Origin of the sequence: Rhodococcus sp. UNC23MFCrub1.1 (genome assembly GCF_000686025.1) — a bacterium.
Taxonomy (GTDB): Bacteria; Actinomycetota; Actinomycetes; order Mycobacteriales; family Mycobacteriaceae; genus Rhodococcoides.
Window position 1 is genome coordinate 1 of sequence record NZ_JMLQ01000004.1, and the last position, 16,708, is coordinate 16,708.

At 68.9% G+C, this 16,708-nt stretch carries 12 protein-coding genes and 2 rRNA genes; 8 read left to right on the forward strand and 6 right to left on the reverse strand.

The window, feature by feature from the left end:
- From BR07_RS0110850 to BR07_RS0110870, 5 genes are all read left to right on the forward strand, one after another.
- Nucleotides 1-100: ribosomal RNA gene (locus BR07_RS0110850) — 23S ribosomal RNA — on the forward strand; the annotation flags it as partial.
- Nucleotides 101-243: 143 nt separating this feature from the next.
- Nucleotides 244-360: ribosomal RNA gene (gene rrf, locus BR07_RS0110855) — 5S ribosomal RNA — on the forward strand.
- A 128-nt stretch (nt 361-488) separates the two neighbouring features.
- Nucleotides 489-2,039 carry an adenylate/guanylate cyclase domain-containing protein gene (locus tag BR07_RS0110860; protein ID WP_027505474.1) on the forward strand — a complete coding sequence of 517 codons (1,551 nt, stop codon included), beginning with the start codon at nt 489-491 and terminating at the stop codon, nt 2,037-2,039.
- Nucleotides 2,040-2,070: 31 nt separating this feature from the next.
- Nucleotides 2,071-2,775: an endonuclease NucS gene (nucS, locus tag BR07_RS0110865; RefSeq protein ID WP_027505475.1), complete on the forward strand. Its 705-nt coding sequence runs from the start codon at nt 2,071-2,073 to the stop codon at nt 2,773-2,775.
- A 23-nt stretch (nt 2,776-2,798) separates the two neighbouring features.
- Entirely contained in the window at nt 2,799-3,119 is a 321-nt protein-coding gene (locus BR07_RS0110870; protein WP_027505476.1) for a hypothetical protein, read from the forward strand.
- Nucleotides 3,120-3,122: 3 nt separating this feature from the next.
- On the opposite strand, the gene BR07_RS0110875 is transcribed toward BR07_RS0110870, so the two are convergent.
- On the reverse strand, nt 3,123-4,091 hold the full coding sequence (locus tag BR07_RS0110875; protein WP_027505477.1) for a hypothetical protein: 969 nt from the start codon (nt 4,089-4,091) through the stop codon (nt 3,123-3,125).
- Between the two features lie 70 nt (nt 4,092-4,161).
- Complete coding sequence (gene mce / locus BR07_RS0110880; RefSeq protein WP_027505478.1) at nt 4,162-4,638, reverse strand: methylmalonyl-CoA epimerase; 477 nt, start codon at nt 4,636-4,638, stop codon at nt 4,162-4,164.
- A gap of 150 nt (nt 4,639-4,788) precedes the next feature.
- On the opposite strand from mce, the gene BR07_RS0110885 reads away from it, so the two are divergent.
- Nucleotides 4,789-5,181: a DUF3817 domain-containing protein gene (locus BR07_RS0110885; RefSeq protein ID WP_081821230.1), complete on the forward strand. Its 393-nt coding sequence runs from the start codon at nt 4,789-4,791 to the stop codon at nt 5,179-5,181.
- Between the two features lie 69 nt (nt 5,182-5,250).
- Nucleotides 5,251-6,132 carry a tetratricopeptide repeat protein gene (locus tag BR07_RS0110890; protein WP_027505480.1) on the forward strand — a complete coding sequence of 294 codons (882 nt, stop codon included), beginning with the start codon at nt 5,251-5,253 and terminating at the stop codon, nt 6,130-6,132.
- Here BR07_RS0110890 and BR07_RS0110895 read toward each other — a convergent pair.
- The 3 genes from BR07_RS0110895 to BR07_RS0110905 are packed head-to-tail and all read right to left on the reverse strand — an operon-like array spanning nt 6,129 to nt 11,808.
- Nucleotides 6,129-7,592, reverse strand: coding sequence for a metallopeptidase (locus BR07_RS0110895; protein WP_081821231.1), 1,464 nt, complete (start codon nt 7,590-7,592; stop codon nt 6,129-6,131). The genes BR07_RS0110890 and BR07_RS0110895 overlap by 4 nt on opposite strands.
- On the reverse strand, nt 7,589-9,805 hold the full coding sequence (gene glgB, locus BR07_RS0110900; RefSeq protein ID WP_027505482.1) for a 1,4-alpha-glucan branching protein GlgB: 2,217 nt from the start codon (nt 9,803-9,805) through the stop codon (nt 7,589-7,591). The genes BR07_RS0110895 and glgB overlap by 4 nt, the downstream gene beginning before the upstream one ends.
- On the reverse strand, nt 9,802-11,808 hold the full coding sequence (locus BR07_RS0110905) for a maltotransferase domain-containing protein (RefSeq protein ID WP_027505483.1): 2,007 nt from the start codon (nt 11,806-11,808) through the stop codon (nt 9,802-9,804). The genes glgB and BR07_RS0110905 overlap by 4 nt, the downstream gene beginning before the upstream one ends.
- A gap of 238 nt (nt 11,809-12,046) precedes the next feature.
- Here BR07_RS0110905 and glgP point away from each other — a divergent pair, with 238 nt between their 5' ends.
- Nucleotides 12,047-14,626, forward strand: a complete 2,580-nt coding sequence (gene glgP, locus BR07_RS0110910) for an alpha-glucan family phosphorylase (RefSeq protein ID WP_027505484.1) — start codon at nt 12,047-12,049, stop codon at nt 14,624-14,626.
- A gap of 18 nt (nt 14,627-14,644) precedes the next feature.
- On the opposite strand, the gene BR07_RS0110915 is transcribed toward glgP, so the two are convergent.
- Nucleotides 14,645-16,702, reverse strand: a complete 2,058-nt coding sequence (locus BR07_RS0110915; protein ID WP_027505485.1) for an ATP-dependent DNA helicase — start codon at nt 16,700-16,702, stop codon at nt 14,645-14,647.
- Nucleotides 16,703-16,708: the final 6 nt, after the last annotated feature.

Below are 16,708 nucleotides of genomic sequence, written 5' to 3' on the forward strand. Positions count from 1 at the left end.
GGGGTAAGGCCCCCGGCAGACCACCGGGTTGATAGGCCAGAACTGGAAGCCCAGCAATGGGTGCAGGTGACTGGTACTAATAGGCCGAGGACTTACCACAAAGAAGCTACGCGTCCACTGTGCAGTATCTGAGACAACACACGAGTTGGTCAGCAGATAACTGAAACCCGCACCACCGATCCATCACCAGCAGCACCGGTGACAGGAAAAGTGTGTGCCTCGTGCTCTGTTGTTTCACAGAGTTTCGGTGGCCATAGCGGAGGGGAAACGCCCGGACCCATTCCGAACCCGGAAGCTAAGCCCTCCAGCGCCGATGGTACTGCACCCGACAGGGTGTGGGAGAGTAGGACACCGCCGAACAACCCTTCCCAGAAAGCCCCCCGACCACCGGCCGGGGGGCTTTCTGCATTCGCGGGTATCGGTGTCCGGACACAGTCCGATCAAGCAGAGTCCCGTCCTACTCGCGCCGGGATAGTCTCGTATCCACCATGCCGCAGAAACCACGACGCTCGATATCGCCTCTGGGCTCCCCGCTGCTCGGGCACACCGAGGAATCACCGCGTCGCCGGCGTATCCGGGTGCAGATTCTGCTCACCGTCTTCCTGCTGGGCGCCAACGCGATCGGCGCCGTGATCGTGGGTGCACTCATCAGCGTGGTCGTGCCGGGGCCGGACGTCGTCACGCCCCGTGAGTACTGGTGGGTGAACTTCATCCTCATCCCGTGCTACCTCGTGGTCGCGTTCCTCATCGGAGTGGGGTGGGGAACCAAGCGGACCGTCAAGGGACTGCGCTGGGCCATCGAGGACCGCGTGCCCACCCGCAAGGAACAGAAGCGCACGCTGGCGATGCCGTGGCGGCTCACCCGGTTGCAGATCGGTCTCTGGATCGGCGGGCTCGTCATCGTCACGACGGCCGACGGCATCATCGATCCCAACTCCATCCCCAAGGTCGCGTTCACCATCGCGTTCGGTGGTGCGACCGTCTGCGCGTTCAGCTACCTGCTGACGGAGTTCGCTCTGCGCCCGGCGGCGGCGCGTGCTCTCGAGGCCGGCGATCTCCGCCGTATCCGTATCGCCGGGGTGATGGGGCGCTCCATCCTCTCGTGGCTCCTGGGTACCGGCGTCCCAGTGGCGGGACTCATGGTCATCGCCATCGCCTCGTTCATCCGCGATGACACCACCGCCGACCAGTTCGCGGTCGCCATCCTCGCGCTCGGCGGCATCACGTTCCTGTTCGGCTTCGCGCTGACGCTGCTCGGCGGTCTGGCGACGACGGCGCCCATCGACAACGTGCGCTCGGCGATGGTCGAGATCGAACGCGGCAACCTCGACGCACGGGTGTCCGTCTACGACGGCACCGAGCTCGGCGAACTGCAGAGCGGCTTCAACCGCATGGCCGAGGGCCTCGCCGAGCGGGACAAGATCCGGGACCTGTTCGGTCGCCATGTCGGCATGGAGGTCGCCGAGGCCGCGCTGAAGAGCAATCCCGAGCTCGGCGGCGAGGAGCGCGACATCGCCGTCTTCTTCATCGACCTGATCGGATCCACGGAGCTGGCTGCCTCCCAGCCCCCGGCGCAGGTGGTGGATCTGTTGAACCGCTTCTTCGACGTGGTGGTCGACGAGGTGGACAAGCATCACGGCTTCGTCAACAAGTTCGAGGGCGATGCGGCGCTGGCCATCTTCGGTGCTCCCGGCGATCTCGACGATCACTGCGGGGAGGCCCTCAGCGCGGCTCGCGCCATCATGCGGCGACTCGAGAACGAGGTCCCGGACTGCCAGGCAGCCATCGGTATCGCGTCCGGGCGAGCCGTCGCGGGCAACATCGGTGCGAAGCAACGATTCGAGTACACGGTCATCGGTGATCCGGTGAACGAGGCGGCTCGGTTGTCCGAGCTCGCCAAGTCTGCGGACGGGCGTCTGGTGGCGTCGGCACGCACGGTGGAGCACGCCCACAATCAGTCGAGTGACGAGTGGTCGTTCGGCAAGAGCGTGACGTTACGGGGGCGGTCGGAGGAGACGCAGCTCGCGACCCCTGCCTGACGGCGGCCCACACGGTCGATAGGGTGGCCCGGTGCGTCTGGTCATTGCTCGGTGTCAGGTCGACTACGTCGGTCGGTTGACGGCCCATCTGCCGTGGGCGAAGCGTCTACTGCTCGTCAAGTCCGACGGATCGGTGAGCGTCCACGCGGACGATCGGGCGTACAAGCCGCTCAACTGGATGACGCCGCCGTGCTGGCTGGTCGAGAACCCTGCAGAGGCTCTCCCTGCCGACGGCGACGTCGTGCCCGCGGACCGACAGCTGTGGGTCGTGACCAACAAGGCCGGCGAGGAACTGCGCATCACGATCGAGGACATCGAACTCGACAGCAGCCACGAGCTGGGTGTCGATCCGGGTCTGACCAAGGACGGCGTCGAGTCCCATCTTCAGGAACTGCTCGCCGAGCACGTGCACACGCTCGGTGACGGGTACACCCTGGTACGCCGGGAGTACCCGACGGCGATCGGACCCGTGGACCTTCTGTGCCGCGCCGAGGACGGTGCGACGGTCGCGGTGGAGATCAAGCGTCGAGGAGACATCGACGGTGTCGAGCAGCTGACACGCTATCTCGAACTCCTGAACCGTGATCCACTGCTGGCTCCGGTGCGGGGCGTGTTCGCGGCCCAGCAGATCAAGCCGCAGGCGAAGACGCTCGCGGAGGATCGCGGGATTCGTTGCCTCACACTGGACTACGACTCGCTCCGCGGAATCGAATCGTCCGCGTTCACGCTCTTCTGACGCGGTCGCCTACCATCGGTCGAGTGCCGAGACGCAACAACCAACGAACCGGCCGGTCGGGCCGACCGGGGCGACCCGCGCCGACGTTCGGTGACGCCACGGCGCGAGTGGAGCGCGGCCCGTCCTTCGACGGCGACGAGGAGTACGTCGTGCGCCCGATTCCCGGCGCTCGCGCGACCAAGACCTACCGGTGCCCCGGCTGCGACCACGAGATCATGCCCGGTGTGGCGCACGTGGTCGTCTGGCCCGCCGAGAAACTCGGCGGACCCGACGACAGGCGGCACTGGCACACCGGATGCTGGTCCGGCCGCGGTACGCGCGGGCTCACCCGCAGGTGGTCCTGACTCTCAGGACTGGGTCGAGCTCGACTGGCCGTTCGAGGAGCGCTCGGTCGACGTCTCGGCCGGTGCCTCGTCGAGGAGTGACTCGTCGATCTCGAGATCGTCCGGCGCCAACGGTGCGTCGAGCAGTTCGCTCTCCCGGTTGACCGAGGCGAGCATGGCCGGCACGGAATCGAGTTGGCCGCGGATGCCGAGCAGCTGAGCGAGCACCCGGCCACGCAGGACTCGCAGTTCCTCGGCGAGCTCCTTGGCGTGAGCGATCCGGCGCTCCGACTGCTCGGTGGCGGCCTGGAGCCGACGCTTGGCCTCGGCGGTGGCATCGGCGAGCCGACGATCCGCCTCGGCCTTGGAGTCCGCTTCGAGCTCGTCGACGGCGTTCATCACCTTGGTGCGGCGATCGGCCATCGTGATCTCGAAGTCCTCCTGCACCGCGGCGCGCTTCTTCTCGGCCTCGGCGGCGAGGCGATCACGCTCGGCCTGCGCCTCCTCGACGATGCGGGCGGCGGCTGTGCGTGCCTCGGCCATGGTCTGCTCGTGCTCGGTCTCGAGTGCGGACCGTCGGTCCTTGAGCTCGGCGACCAGGCCCTCGTACTCGCCGCGCATGCGGGTGGCGTCCTGCTCGGCCACGGACACGAGTTCGGCAGCGTCGGCCTCGGCCTTGGCGCGCACCTCGGACGCCTCGTCCGAGGCGAGTCGCAGCATGCGAGAGATGCGATCGCTCATGCCCTCGGCGGTGGTCGGGGGGACCGAGAGCCGATCGATGTCCTTACGGAGATCGTCGATCTCGTCGCGGGCGTCCTCGAGCTGGACCGCGAGATCGCGGGCCTGCGCGGCCGCCGCGTCGCGATCGGTCGCGATGACGCGGAGCTCGGCATCGAACCGCTCGAAGTACCGCTGAACCTCGTCCTTGTCGTACCCCTTGCGGACCACGCTGAAGGGCAGGGAGCTGCTACCGCTGACGTTCTCTGGTGCCATGCGGACAACCTACCGTCACGCGCCCCGTTTCGGCCGTCGGGTGCTGATCACGACGGGTTCCGGGGAAGGGTCAGCTCGCGGCGGGCTCGACCAGCTCGACGAGGACGCCGCCGGCGTCCTTGGGGTGCACGAAATTGATCCGGGAATCGGCGGTACCGCGGCGGGGAGCGTCGTACAGCAACCGGGCACCACGCTCGCGGAGGAACGCCGCGGTCTCCTCGACGTCGCGGACGCGGAAGGCGAGCTGCTGCAGGCCGGGACCGTTCCGGTCGAGGAACTTGGCGATGGTCGACGTCTCGTCGAGGGGAGCGAGGAGCTGGATCTGCGCGGCGCCGTCGGCGGCACCGGGAACGGAGATCATCGCCTCGACGACACCCTGGCTCTCGTTGACCTCGCGGTGGGTCACCGTCATCCCGAAGTGGTCCCGGTAGAACTCGAGGGCGACGTCGAGGTCGGCCACTGCGATCCCCACGTGGTCGATGGCCGTCACGAGGCCTGCCGTCACCGCGTCTGCGGTCGCCGTCGTGTGCTCGTCGGTGGTCGTCATACTTTGACGTTAGACCTTTTTCCCGGCAGTTCGGGCGTGGTCTGGGTCACAATCGATCGTCGACATCTCTGGACGACCGCCAACTCTGTGTGGCCAAGGCGACGCCGCCGATGGTCGAGGACCGTTCACCGACTGCGGCAGAATGGACACATGGCCGACAACCAGCTCTCCAGCACCGCACCTGCCGCGTCCTCCACGGTCTCGCAGCCGCCGATCGTGCGGTGGTTCCGCGTCGTGGCGGTCGCGGAAGCCGTCACCTGGGTCGCGCTGCTCATCGGCATGGCCGTCAAGTACGTCCCCGACCCCAACATCGACAGTGGTGTCCGGATCCCGGGCATGCTGCACGGCGCGGTCTTCGTCCTGTACCTCGTGATCACCGTGCTGACCGCCCTCGCGTTGCGGTGGAGCAAGGGCGTCACGGCGCTCGCACTCCTCGCGAGCATCCCGCCCTTCGGCACCATCGTCTTCGAGGTGTGGGCGTCGAGGACCGGACGTCTGGTTCGATCGGCCGGAGCCGCATCGCCGCGGGCCGCGGCGGAGTGACAAAATAACCTCGTGACTCGACCCGGATCTCGCCCACCAGTACGTCCGTCGGCCGCGGCAGCCGCCGCCATGTCCGGCGCGGTCGACCTCTCGGCGCTCAAGGCCAAGGCGCAGGCCGCGTCCGCGCCGCCGTCTCCCACCGCCGCCAACGGTCTCGCGGTCTCCGTCACGGTGACGGAGGTGGACTTCGAGGCCGAGGTGTTGGTGCGCTCGAGCCAGGTCCCCGTGATCGTCAATCTGCTGTCGCCGCGCTCCCCGCAGTCGCTGCAGCTGACGCAGTCCCTCGAGGCCCTCGCAGTCGAGGGTGACGGCGCCTGGGTGCTCGCCAACGTCGACGTCGACGTCAATCCGCGCATCGCGCAGGCCTTCGGCGTGCAGGCCGTTCCCACGCTGGTCGCGGTCGCAGCAGGCCAGCCCCTCGCGGATCTGCAGGGCCTGCAGCCCGAGGAGAGCCTGCGTGAGTGGTTGGCGGCCATCGCCCGCGCCGTCGAGGGGAAGCTGACCGGTGTCCCGAACGCCGACGAACCGGCCCCCGAGCCCGAGGACCCGCGCTTCGACGCAGCCGAGGCCGCGCTCGCCGAGGGTGACCTCGCGGGTGCAGAGGCGGCCTTCCAGGAGATCGTCGACGCCGAGCCGGCCAACAAGCAGGCATTGAACGGCCTGCGTCAGGTCCGATTCCTGGCACGCGTCCAGGGGATGCCGGACGACATCGTCGAGCAGGCCGACGCGGCGCCGGACGACGTCGATCTCGGTCTCCAGGCGGCCGACGCGTTGCTGTATCAGCAGCGGACCGAGGACTCGTTCGCTCGTGTCGTGGAGCTGGTCCGGCGCACGCGTGAGGACGATCGCGCCCGTGCTCGCGCCCGGTTGCTGGAGTTGTTCGAGCTCTTCGACCCGGCGGATCCGCTGGTGGTCACCGCTCGACGCAAGCTGGCGTCCGCCCTCTACTAGGAGTAGCGGCCGTCGCACGCCTCCCGGCCACCCAGCACGCCCCAGCGGAACGCGTCGACGCGCGCGAAGCCGCTGGGGACCGTGCGACCGTCCACGTCACTCGCGGCGAGCCCGTCCGACAACAGACCCGACACCGCCTCGTCGAGGTCGCCCGGTGACAGTGTCACCGTCGACCTCTGCGCCGCGTCCGTGTCGGAGGGACTCAGTGCTGCGGTGACCACTCCCGACAGGCACGCCGACCGGAGCGCGGCTCGGGCGTCCGTCAGGCCCTGGCCGGCCTCGTTCTGCACGGCCAGCACGTACCGGGAGACGAAGAGGACATAGGCGCCGTAGTCACCGGTGACGTCGAGCGGCACGATGTCGTCCTCGCTCACCTCGGTGGGACGTCCGCGATCGGCCAGCGCGTCGACTGAGATACCGATCGTGTTGGTGGAGGGGCAGTAGGAGACCGGTTCGGTGGTGAGCGCGTCCGCGCACCCGGTGTCGGCGCCGGAGTAGTCGACCGTCGGGGGATCCGTGGTGGGCATCACCTGTTCGAACGTCGCGGCGAACTGCTCGAGCGAGTCCTGCGTGACGGGGAGCTCGCCGGTGTCGAGAGGGCTGTCGAACTGTTGGGGAAGGGTCGAGCGCCGCGACTCGACCTCCTTCTCGTCGATGCGCGTGCAGGCCCCGGCGCCGTCGGTGAAGCCGATCTGGGCGGCGGTGACCCGTTCGAACGCGGAGCCGTGCACCGAGTCGGGATCACCGGGGTCGACGTCGCGGACGGCCACGGTGGCCGCGAGGACGTCGTTCAACCCGTCCGAGGTGTCGAGCGTGAAGTGGGTCGAGTCGCCCTCGGCGACATGGCGCATGAAGGCGCCCGCGAAGCAGTCTGCCTGTTGCTCGGCGACGATGGTCGGGTCGTCGTCCCCGACGAGGCCGGACTGCGTCTGCACGGCGTGGCCGTACTCGTGGGCGAGCACCATGACCACTGACATGGGTCCGAACGCGTCGATCATGGCCGGCATGAGCAGCCCGCGGTCCCAGCCGATGCTGTCGTCGAGCGAGCAGTAGCCGGCGTTGGCGAGTCCGTCCGTCGGTTCGCTGCAGAAGAGCGGACCCTCGCCGGCGGCGGCGGTGGCGTCCCAGGACACCAGGGACCGGACGGGCTGGAAGGACCCGCGGAACAGCGTCGAGTACGTGGTGCGCCAGAACTTCTGGATGTCGTCCACGGCGTCCGTCGCCAGCAGGTCGACGTCGGTTCCGGCGGCGCCGTCGACGTCGAGCTGGGCATGGGAGACACCGGGTCTCGGGCCGGACGGGCCGTCCGTGACGGGGAGACCGGCGACGGTGAAGGGGTCGTCGTAGATGGAGACGGGGGAGCCCGTCACCACCGCGCCACACGAGGTGAGCGCAGTGGTGACGGCGAGTGCGAGGAGGCTCGCGGACCAGCCGAACCGGACGCGAGCCCCGCGCATCATCTCTCCAGTCTGAGCCAGATCGCTCCGTAGGGCGGAAGGGCGACCCGAGCGGATGCCGGACGACCGTGCCACGAGTGCTCGGTCGCGGTGACCTCACCGAGGTTGCCCACTCCCGAACCGCCGTAGACCTCCGCGTCGGTGTTGAGGATCTCGACCCATCGGCCCGGCTCGGGTAATCCAACACGATAGTCGCCGTGCGGGGAACCGGAGAAGTTGAACAGGCAGGCCGTGACGGAGCCGTCGTCGCCGAAGCGCAGGAAGCTCAGCACGTTGTTCGCGGTGTCGTTGGCGTCGATCCACGAGAAGCCACTGGGCGAGCCGTCCTGTGTCCAGAACTCCGGGCCTGCGACGTACGTGCGGTTGAGGTCGCCGACCAGTTGCTGCACACCGCGGTGCAGCGAGCCGCTTCCCTCCTCGCCGATCTCCCACCAGTCGAGACCGCGCTCGTCGGACCACTCGGCGGTCTGGCCGAACTCCTGGCCCATGAACAGCAGTTGCTTGCCGGGATGCGCCCACATGTAGGCGAGCATGCCGCGCAGACCCGCGGCCTTCGCCCAGTCGTCACCCGGCATGCGGGACCAGAGCGTGCCCTTCCCGTGCACGACCTCGTCGTGGCTGATGGGCAGCACGAAGTTCTCGCTCCAGGCGTAGACCAGGGAGAACGTGACCTCGTGGTGGTGGTACGCGCGGTGGATCGGATCGCGCCCGATGTACCCGAGCGTGTCGTGCATCCAGCCCATGTTCCACTTCATGGAGAAGCCGAGGCCGCCCACGCTGGTGGGACGCGTGACGCCGGGCCACGAGGTCGACTCCTCGGCCACGGTGACGACGCCGCGGTGCAACTTGTGCACGGTCGCGTTCATCTCCTGCAGGAACGCCACGGCCTCGAGATTCTCGCGACCGCCGTAGATGTTGGGGCTCCACCCACCCTCGGGGCGCGAGTAGTCCAGGTAGAGCATCGACGCGACCGCGTCGACGCGGAGCCCGTCGATGTGGAACTCCTCGATCCAGTACAGCGCGTTGGCGACGAGGAAGTTGCGCACCTCGGTACGACCGAAGTCGAAGACGTAGGTGCCCCAGTCCAACTGCTCGCCTCGCTGCGGGTCGCCGTGCTCGTAGAGCGGGGAGCCGTCGAACCGCGCGAGGGCCCAGTCGTCCTTGGGGAAGTGCGCCGGGACCCAGTCGACGATGACACCGATGCCGTCACGGTGCAGGAGGTCGACGAAGGCGCGGAAGTCGTCGGGGGTGCCGAAGCGCGACGTCGGTGCGTAGTACGAGGTGACCTGGTATCCCCACGATCCACCGAAGGGGTGTTCGGCGACGGGCAGCAGCTCGACGTGGGTGAAGCCGGTCTCGCGTACGTGAGCCGAGAGCTGTTCCGCCAGTTCGCGATAGTTCAGTCCGGGGCGCCAGGAGGCGAGATGCACCTCGTACACGCTCATCGGCGCCCGGTGCGGTTCCAGCTCGGCGCGGGCGGTGATCCAGTCACCGTCCGACCACTCGTACGACGACTGGTTCACGACCGACGCCGTCGACGGCGGGACCTCGGTGGCGAAGGCCATCGGGTCGGCCTTGTCCTTCACCGAGCCGTCCTTGCCGTGCACCCGGAACTTGTACAGCGTGCCGGCGCCGATGTCGGGGACGAACAGCTCCCACACACCGGTGGTGCCGAGCACGCGCATCGGCCAGGTCTGTCCGCCCCAGCCGTCGAACTCGCCGACGACGGTGACGCCGACGGCGCCCGGCGCCCACACCGCGAACGAGGTGCCGTTCACAGGTCCGTCGGGCGTGGTGTAGCTCTGCAGATGCGCTCCGAGGATGTCCCAGAGTCGTTCGTGGCGCCCCTCTCCGAAGAGATGGAGATCGAGCTCGCCGAGGGTCGGCAGGAAGCGGTAGCCGTCGGCGACGGTCACCTGGTGACCGCCCGGGTACTCGACGCGGAGCCGGTAGTCCGCGAGGTCCTCCACCGGCACCAGGGCCGAGAACACGCCGTGCGCGACGTGCGTGAGCTCGTGGTCCTTCCCGCCGATGACCGCGGTGACGCTGAGAGCGCTGGGACGCAATGCCCGGATGGCGGTGCCGCCCGGCATGGGGTGCGCGCCGAGAACGGAGTGGGGGTCGTGGTGCTGCCCGCGGGCGAGCAGCGAGAGGTCGTGATCACCGGGAGCGGCGAGGGTGTCCGTGCTCGCGCCGGGGGTGGTGCGTTCCGTCATGAGATCTCCTTCCGGAAGGCGAGTTCGGTGCGGGCGGGGAACGGGACGGGCGGCAGCGCCAGGATGTGGGCGACCGACCGCCACGGCTCGAGCTTGACGTAGTTGGCCTGGCCCCACTGGAACTGCTGACCGCTCACCTCGTCGGTGACCGTCAGGTGCTCCTGCCAGTCGCGGCCGATCTGCGGCATGTCGAGCCAGACGGTGCCTTCCTCGGCGCCGAACGGGTTCAGGTTGATCACGACCAGCACCGCGTCACCGGTCACCGCGTCGAACTTCGAGTAGGCGATGATCGCGTCGTTGTCGACGTGGTGGAAGTGGATGTTGCGCAACTGCTGCAACGCCGGGTGCGCCTTGCGGACGGCGTTGAGCATGGTCAACCACGGCTCGAGCGATTCGCCGCGAGCCCGTGCGCCCTCGAAGTCGCGGGGGCGCAACTCGAATTTCTCCGTGTCGAGGTACTCCTCGCTGCCCTCGCGCACCGGAACGTGTTCGTAGAGTTCGTATCCCGAGTACACACCCCACGTGGGGGACAGGGTGGCGGCGAGAGCGGCACGCAGCGCGAACATGCCGGGGCCGCCCTTCTGCAGGCTCTCGTGGAGGATGTCCGGCGTGTTGACGAACAGGTTGGGTCGACCCAGATCGGCCTTGGCGGCGATCTCCTGTCCGAACTCCGTGAGCTCCCACTTGGCCGTGCGCCACGTGAAGTACGTGTAAGACTGCGTGAAACCGCGTCGCGCGAGACCGTAGAGCCGCGCGGGACGCGTGAACGCCTCGGCGAGGAAGAGCACGTCGGGGTGCGTCTTCTTGACCTCGGCGATGAGCCACTCCCAGAAGTCCGGTGGCTTGGTGTGCGGGTTGTCGACCCGGAAGATCTTGACTCCCTGGCTGATCCAGAACTTGACGACGCGCAGCACCTCCGCGTAGATGCCCTTGCGATCGTTGTCGAAGTTGACCGGGTAGATGTCCTGGTACTTCTTGGGCGGGTTCTCCGCGTAGGCGATGGTGCCGTCGGGGAGCACGGTGAACCAGTCGGGGTGTGCGGCGGCCCAGGGGTGGTCCGGGGCGCACTGCAGGGCGAGGTCCAGGGCGATCTCGAGGCCGAGCTTGCGCGCGGCCGTGACGAGTGCGCGGAACTCCTTGACCGTCCCCAGCTCGGGATGCACGGCGTCGTGGCCGCCCTCGGACGAGCCGATGGCCCACGGGGAGCCCACGTCGGTGGGTCCAGGAGTCAGAGTGTTGTTGCGGCCCTTGCGATTCACCTTGCCGATCGGATGGATCGGCGGGAAGTAGACGACGTCGAAGCCCATGGCCGCCACGCGGGGGAGCGCGCCGATGGTGGTCTCGAACGTGCCGTGGCGAGGAGTGCCGTCCTCGTTCCAGCCGCCCGTGGAGCGGGGGAAGAGCTCATACCACGAGCCGACGAGTGCCTCGCGGCGGTCGACCCAGACGTTGATCGCCTCGCCGCGCGTCACCAGCTCGCGCAGCGGCGTCTCGTGCAGGATCTCGCGCACCTCGGGCGTGAACGCCGGTGCGACGCGTGACGGCAGCGGTGCGTCGCTCCGCAGCGCCGTCACGACGTTCTCGAGCAGTGGCTTCTCCGAGCGACCGACGTTCTTCGCGGCGCGTTCGAACAGGCGTGCGCCGGTCTCGAGATCGTTGGCCAGTTCGGCCGGCCCCTGGCCCACGCCGAGTTTCGCCTCGACCGCATGCATCCAGGTGGCGATCGGATCACCCCAGCCCTCGATACGGGCGATCCAGAAGCCTTCGGCGTCGGGAGTGAACACACCGTGGAAGATGTCCGGCTGCTCGCCGGGGACCATCGGGATGTGGACCGACTTGCCCTGGCCGGGCCCGCGAACCGCCAACGTCGCGTTGACGGCGTCGTGCCCCTCGCGCCACACCGCGGCCTTGATCGGGAATGTCTCTCCCACAACGGCCTTGGCGGGATACTTACCGGACGATGTGTTGGGTAGTACGTCGTCGATGCCGATACGGCCTGTCACCGAAGCCCCTTTTCTGCTGGTTGTCGCAGTTCTGTCGATGTCGGGTTGTCGGGCTGAGCTCGAAGTCAACCGTAGACGAGATGCCCCGGTCTTTCTCGAAACCGACCGAGAGCACCGACGCGACCTGCGGACGAGGCACGCGGCAGTCTCGGACGCCACCGGGAGAAGTACCCGAACGGCTCCTCGGCAAACGCGGAACCACGGTGCGCGGCGGTCGCCCGCAGTAGTCTTCGGAATCGTGAAAGCACTCCGCAGATTCACCGTCCGCGCGCAGCTCCCGGCCCGACTCTCCGGACTCGCCGAACTGTCCGTCAACCTGCGATGGTCGTGGCATCCGCCGACCCTGGAGCTGTTCGAGAGCATCGATCCGGACCTGTGGGTCAGTGGTGACCGCGATCCGGTGCGCATCCTCGGCGAGGTGCGCTCGTCCCGCCTCGAGGACCTGGCGAACGACGACGCGTTCGTGCAGCGGGTGGATGATCTCGTCGCCGACCTGCACCTCTACCTGGCGCAACCCCGATGGTTCCAGCAGCAGGTCGACTCCGGTGCGGATCTGCCGGTGGGCATCGCGTACTTCTCGATGGAGTTCGGCGTCTCCGAGGTGCTGCCCAACTACTCCGGTGGTCTCGGCATCCTCGCCGGCGATCACCTCAAGGCCGCGTCCGATCTGGGGTTGCCCCTCATCGGCGTGGGCCTGCTGTACCGCTCCGGGTACTTCCGCCAGTCGCTGACGGCCGACGGCTGGCAGGCCGAGCGGTATCCGTCCCTCGACCCGCAGGGTCTGCCGCTGCGACTGCTCACCGACGAGTCCGATTCCCCGGTGCTCGTCCACGTCGCGATGCCGGGCGACCGCGTGCTGCGCGCGCGTATCTGGATCGCCCAGGTCGGACGCATCCCGCTGCTGCTGCTGGACTCCGACATCGCCGACAACGATCCCGAGCTGCGCGGCGTGACCGATCGCCTCTACGGCGGCGATCAGGACCACCGGGTGAAGCAGGAGATCCTGGCCGGGGTCGGCGGCGTCCGAGCCGTGCGCGCCTACACCGAGTACCACTCGCTTCCCGCGCCCAGCGTCTTCCACATGAACGAGGGCCACGCCGGCTTCCTCGGTCTCGAGCGCATCCGTGAACTGCACGCGGGCGGGCTGGACTTCGATTCCGCGCTCGCCGCGGTGCGAGCGTCCACCGTCTTCACGACGCACACTCCCGTGCCCGCCGGTATCGACCGCTTCCCCGCGGATCTGGTGCGCCTCTACTTCGGCGACGGCACGGCGGAGTCGTCGCTGCTGCCCGGCATCGAGATGGAACGCATCCTCGAACTCGGCCGCGAGAGCGACCCCGCGGTGTTCAACATGGCCCACATGGGGCTGCGGTCGGCGCAGCGCGCGAACGGAGTTTCCAAGCTCCACGGCATCGTCAGTCGCGGCATGTTCGACGAACTCTGGCCCGGATTCGACGCGTCCGACGTCCCCATCGGCTCGGTCACCAACGGCGTGCACGCACCGACGTGGGCGTCGCAGCGGTGGCTCGACCTCGCGGCGCGCACGGTGGGAACCCGCACGATGGAGGAGGCGCAGGGCTGGGAGCAGCTGGCCGAGGTCTCCGCATCGGACCTGTGGGAGACGCGTTCGGCGCTGCGGTCCGATCTGGTCGCGGAAGTGCGCCGCCGCGTGCGCCACTCGGCCCTCGAGCGCGGGTCCACCGACGCCGAACTCGCGTGGACGGACGACGTGTTCGACCCGTCGGTGCTCACGATCGGATTCGCGCGCCGTGTCCCCACCTACAAGCGACTGACGTTGATGCTGCGGCAACCGGAGCGCCTGCGCGCCATGCTGCTCGATCCGGTCCGCCCGGTACAGCTGGTGGTGGCCGGCAAGTCGCACCCCGCGGACGACGGTGGCAAGGCCCTGATCCAGCAGATCGTGCGATTCGCCGATCAGCACGACGTTCGGCACCGCATCGTCTTCCTGCCCGACTACGACATGTCGATGGCCCGCTACCTCTACTGGGGATGCGACGTCTGGCTCAACAACCCGTTGCGGCCGCTCGAGGCGTGCGGCACCTCGGGCATGAAGTCCGCTCTCAACGGTGGACTGAACCTTTCCATCCGGGACGGATGGTGGGACGAGATGTACGACGGGGAGAACGGCTGGGCCATCCCCACCGCCGACGGCGTCGTCGACGAGAACCGCCGCGACGATCTCGAGGCCGCGGCGCTGTACGAGTTGCTCGAGAAGTCGGTGCTCCCCAAGTTCTACGACCGGGGCGACGACGGGTTGCCGGCGCGCTGGGTCGAGATGGTGCGGCACACCCTCACGGTCACGGGCCCGAAGGTGTTGGCTTCCAGGATGGTTCGCGACTACACGCAGCAGTACTACGGTCCCGCCACCCGGGCGGGTGCGGCGGCGATCTCCGACGACTACGCCGGTGCGAAGGCCATGGCCGACTATCGGCGCCGCGTCGATGCGGCGTGGCCCGCGGTCACGGTGACCGACGTCGAGGCGGACGGTCTGCCGGACACCCCGGTGCTGGGTTCGACACTCACCCTGTCCGCGACGGTGGGGCTCGGCGGACTCGGCCCGTCGGACGTGTCCGTGCAGGCCGTGTTCGGCCACGTCGATCAGGACGAGCAGCTCGGCGACGTCGTGACGGTCCCGATGCTGCACCAGGGATCGGCCGCGGGCGGCGAGCGGTTCCTCGCCGACACGACGCTGCCGCTCTCCGGGTCGGTCGGATACACGGTGCGGGTCCTGCCGCACCATCCGCTGCTCGCGGGAGACGCCGAGCTCGGTCGGGTGGCGGGTCCGTCCCCGATGTAGGTCCCTGCGGGTCCAGGTTCAGGCCTGGGTGGCGGTGAGGCGCGTCAGCGCCTTGCGCACGATCTCCGGGTCCGTCGTCTCCCAGAACGGTGGGAGCGACGCCCGGAGGTAGCCGCCGTATCGCGCCGTGGCCAGTCGGGAGTCGAGCACGGCGACGACGCCCTTGTCGTCGACGCTGCGGAGCAGTCGGCCGACACCCTGGGCCAGCAGTAGCGCCGCGTGGTTCGCGGCGACGGCGAGGAACCCGTTGCCTCCGCGCGACTCGACGGCGCGCTGCCGCGCCACCAGCAGCGGATCGTCGGGTCGCGGGAACGGGATGCGGTCGACGATCACGAGGGTCAGTGACCGACCGGGGACGTCGACGCCCTGCCACAGGGAGAGCGTGCCGAACAGTGACGTGGCCTCGTCCTGCGCGAAGCGCTCGACCAGGGCGCCGGTGGCGTCGTCGCCCTGGCACAGCACGGGGGTGTCCAGCCGTTCGCGCATCTCGGCCGCCGCGGCCTTCGCCGCCCGCATCGACGAGAACAGGCCCAGAGTGCGGCCACCCGCGGCGCGCACGAGCCCCGCTATCTCGTCGAGCTGACTCGGCGACGTACCGTCGCGCCCCGGTGCGGTGAGGTGCTTGGCGATGTAGAGGATGCCGGCCCTGCCGTGGTCGAACGGCGATCCCACGTCGAGCGAGTTCCACCGGAACGTGTCCGCGTCGGACGGTGCCTCGGTGCCGGTCGCGAGGGCCGCGTCGACGCGGGTGGGGTTGGCGGCCGGCAGACCCCAGTTGACGGCGAGACCGTCGAACGAGCCGCCCACGGTGAGCGTCGCGGAGGTGAGGACCACGGTCGACTCCGCGAACAGCCGGGTCCGGAGCAGTCCGCCGACGGACAGCGGTGCCACCCGAACCACCCGCTTCACGACGCCGCGGAACTCGTCGACGGCCAACCACACCACGTCCCGCCGCTTCGCGGGATCGCTCTCCTCGTACGTCTCGAGAATGCGCACCGCGGTGTCGTGCACGTCGTCGATGGCGGCGAGAGCCGCGGTCCGCGCGGCCGCCGCGTCGGGGTCCGCGGCGGCGCCGCCCTGCTTGGCCGGCCCGATGGCCGTGCGCACGGCCCACGCGGCGTCGCGGATGCTCGCGATCGTCTGGGACGCGCCGGGGGGCAACTCCTCCCAGCGTCCGCCCTCGAGTTCGTCGAGCAACGCGGCGAAACCCTCTGCGGCGCCGGCCAGTCGGTCGAGAATCTCGTCCTCCACGAGCTTCCCGCAGCGACGCATGGCGGCGCCGACCGCGGTCGCGGACATCTCCGCCGTCGCCGCGGACGTCACCCGGTCCACGAGCTCGTGCGCCTCGTCCACCACGACGACGTCGTGTTCGGGCAGCACCGAGATGCCGGTGATGGCGTCTATGGCGAGCATCGCGTGATTGGTGACGACGACGTCGGCGCGCGCCGCGTCCACCCGAGCGAGCTCGGCGAAGCAGTCCTCGCCGTAGGGGCAGCGCGACTTCCCCAGACACTCGCGGGAGGTCACGCTCATCTGCCGCCAGGCCTGATCGGACACGCCCGGGTTCAGCTCGTCGCGGTCACCGGTCTCGGTGTCCGAGGACCACTCGGTGATGCGCTTGACCTCACGGCCGAGCCGCGACACGGCGAAGGCGTCGAACAGCTCCTCCTCCGGGGCGTCGGACGGTGCGCCGTGCAGTTTGTTGAGGCACAGGTAGTTGCCGCGGCCCTTGAGGATCGCGAATGTCGGTTCGTGCGCGAGGGCCGTGGTGAGAGCCTTCGACAGACGCGGCAGGTCGCGGTCGACCAGCTGACGCTGCAGCGCGATGGTCGCCGTGGACACGACGACGGTCTTTCCCGACGTCACGGCGTGCCGCAGCGACGGAACCAGGTAGGCGAGCGACTTGCCGGTGCCGGTGCCCGCCTGCACCGCGAGGTGCTCGCCGGTGTCGATGCTGTGCGCGACGGCCGAGGCCATGGTGAGCTGGGCCGTGCGCTCGGTGCCGCCGAGCGCCGTCACCGCGGTGCTGAGCAGACTCGGAACGGTGGGTAACTCGGACTTCGACTTCGGCGGCACCGTGCG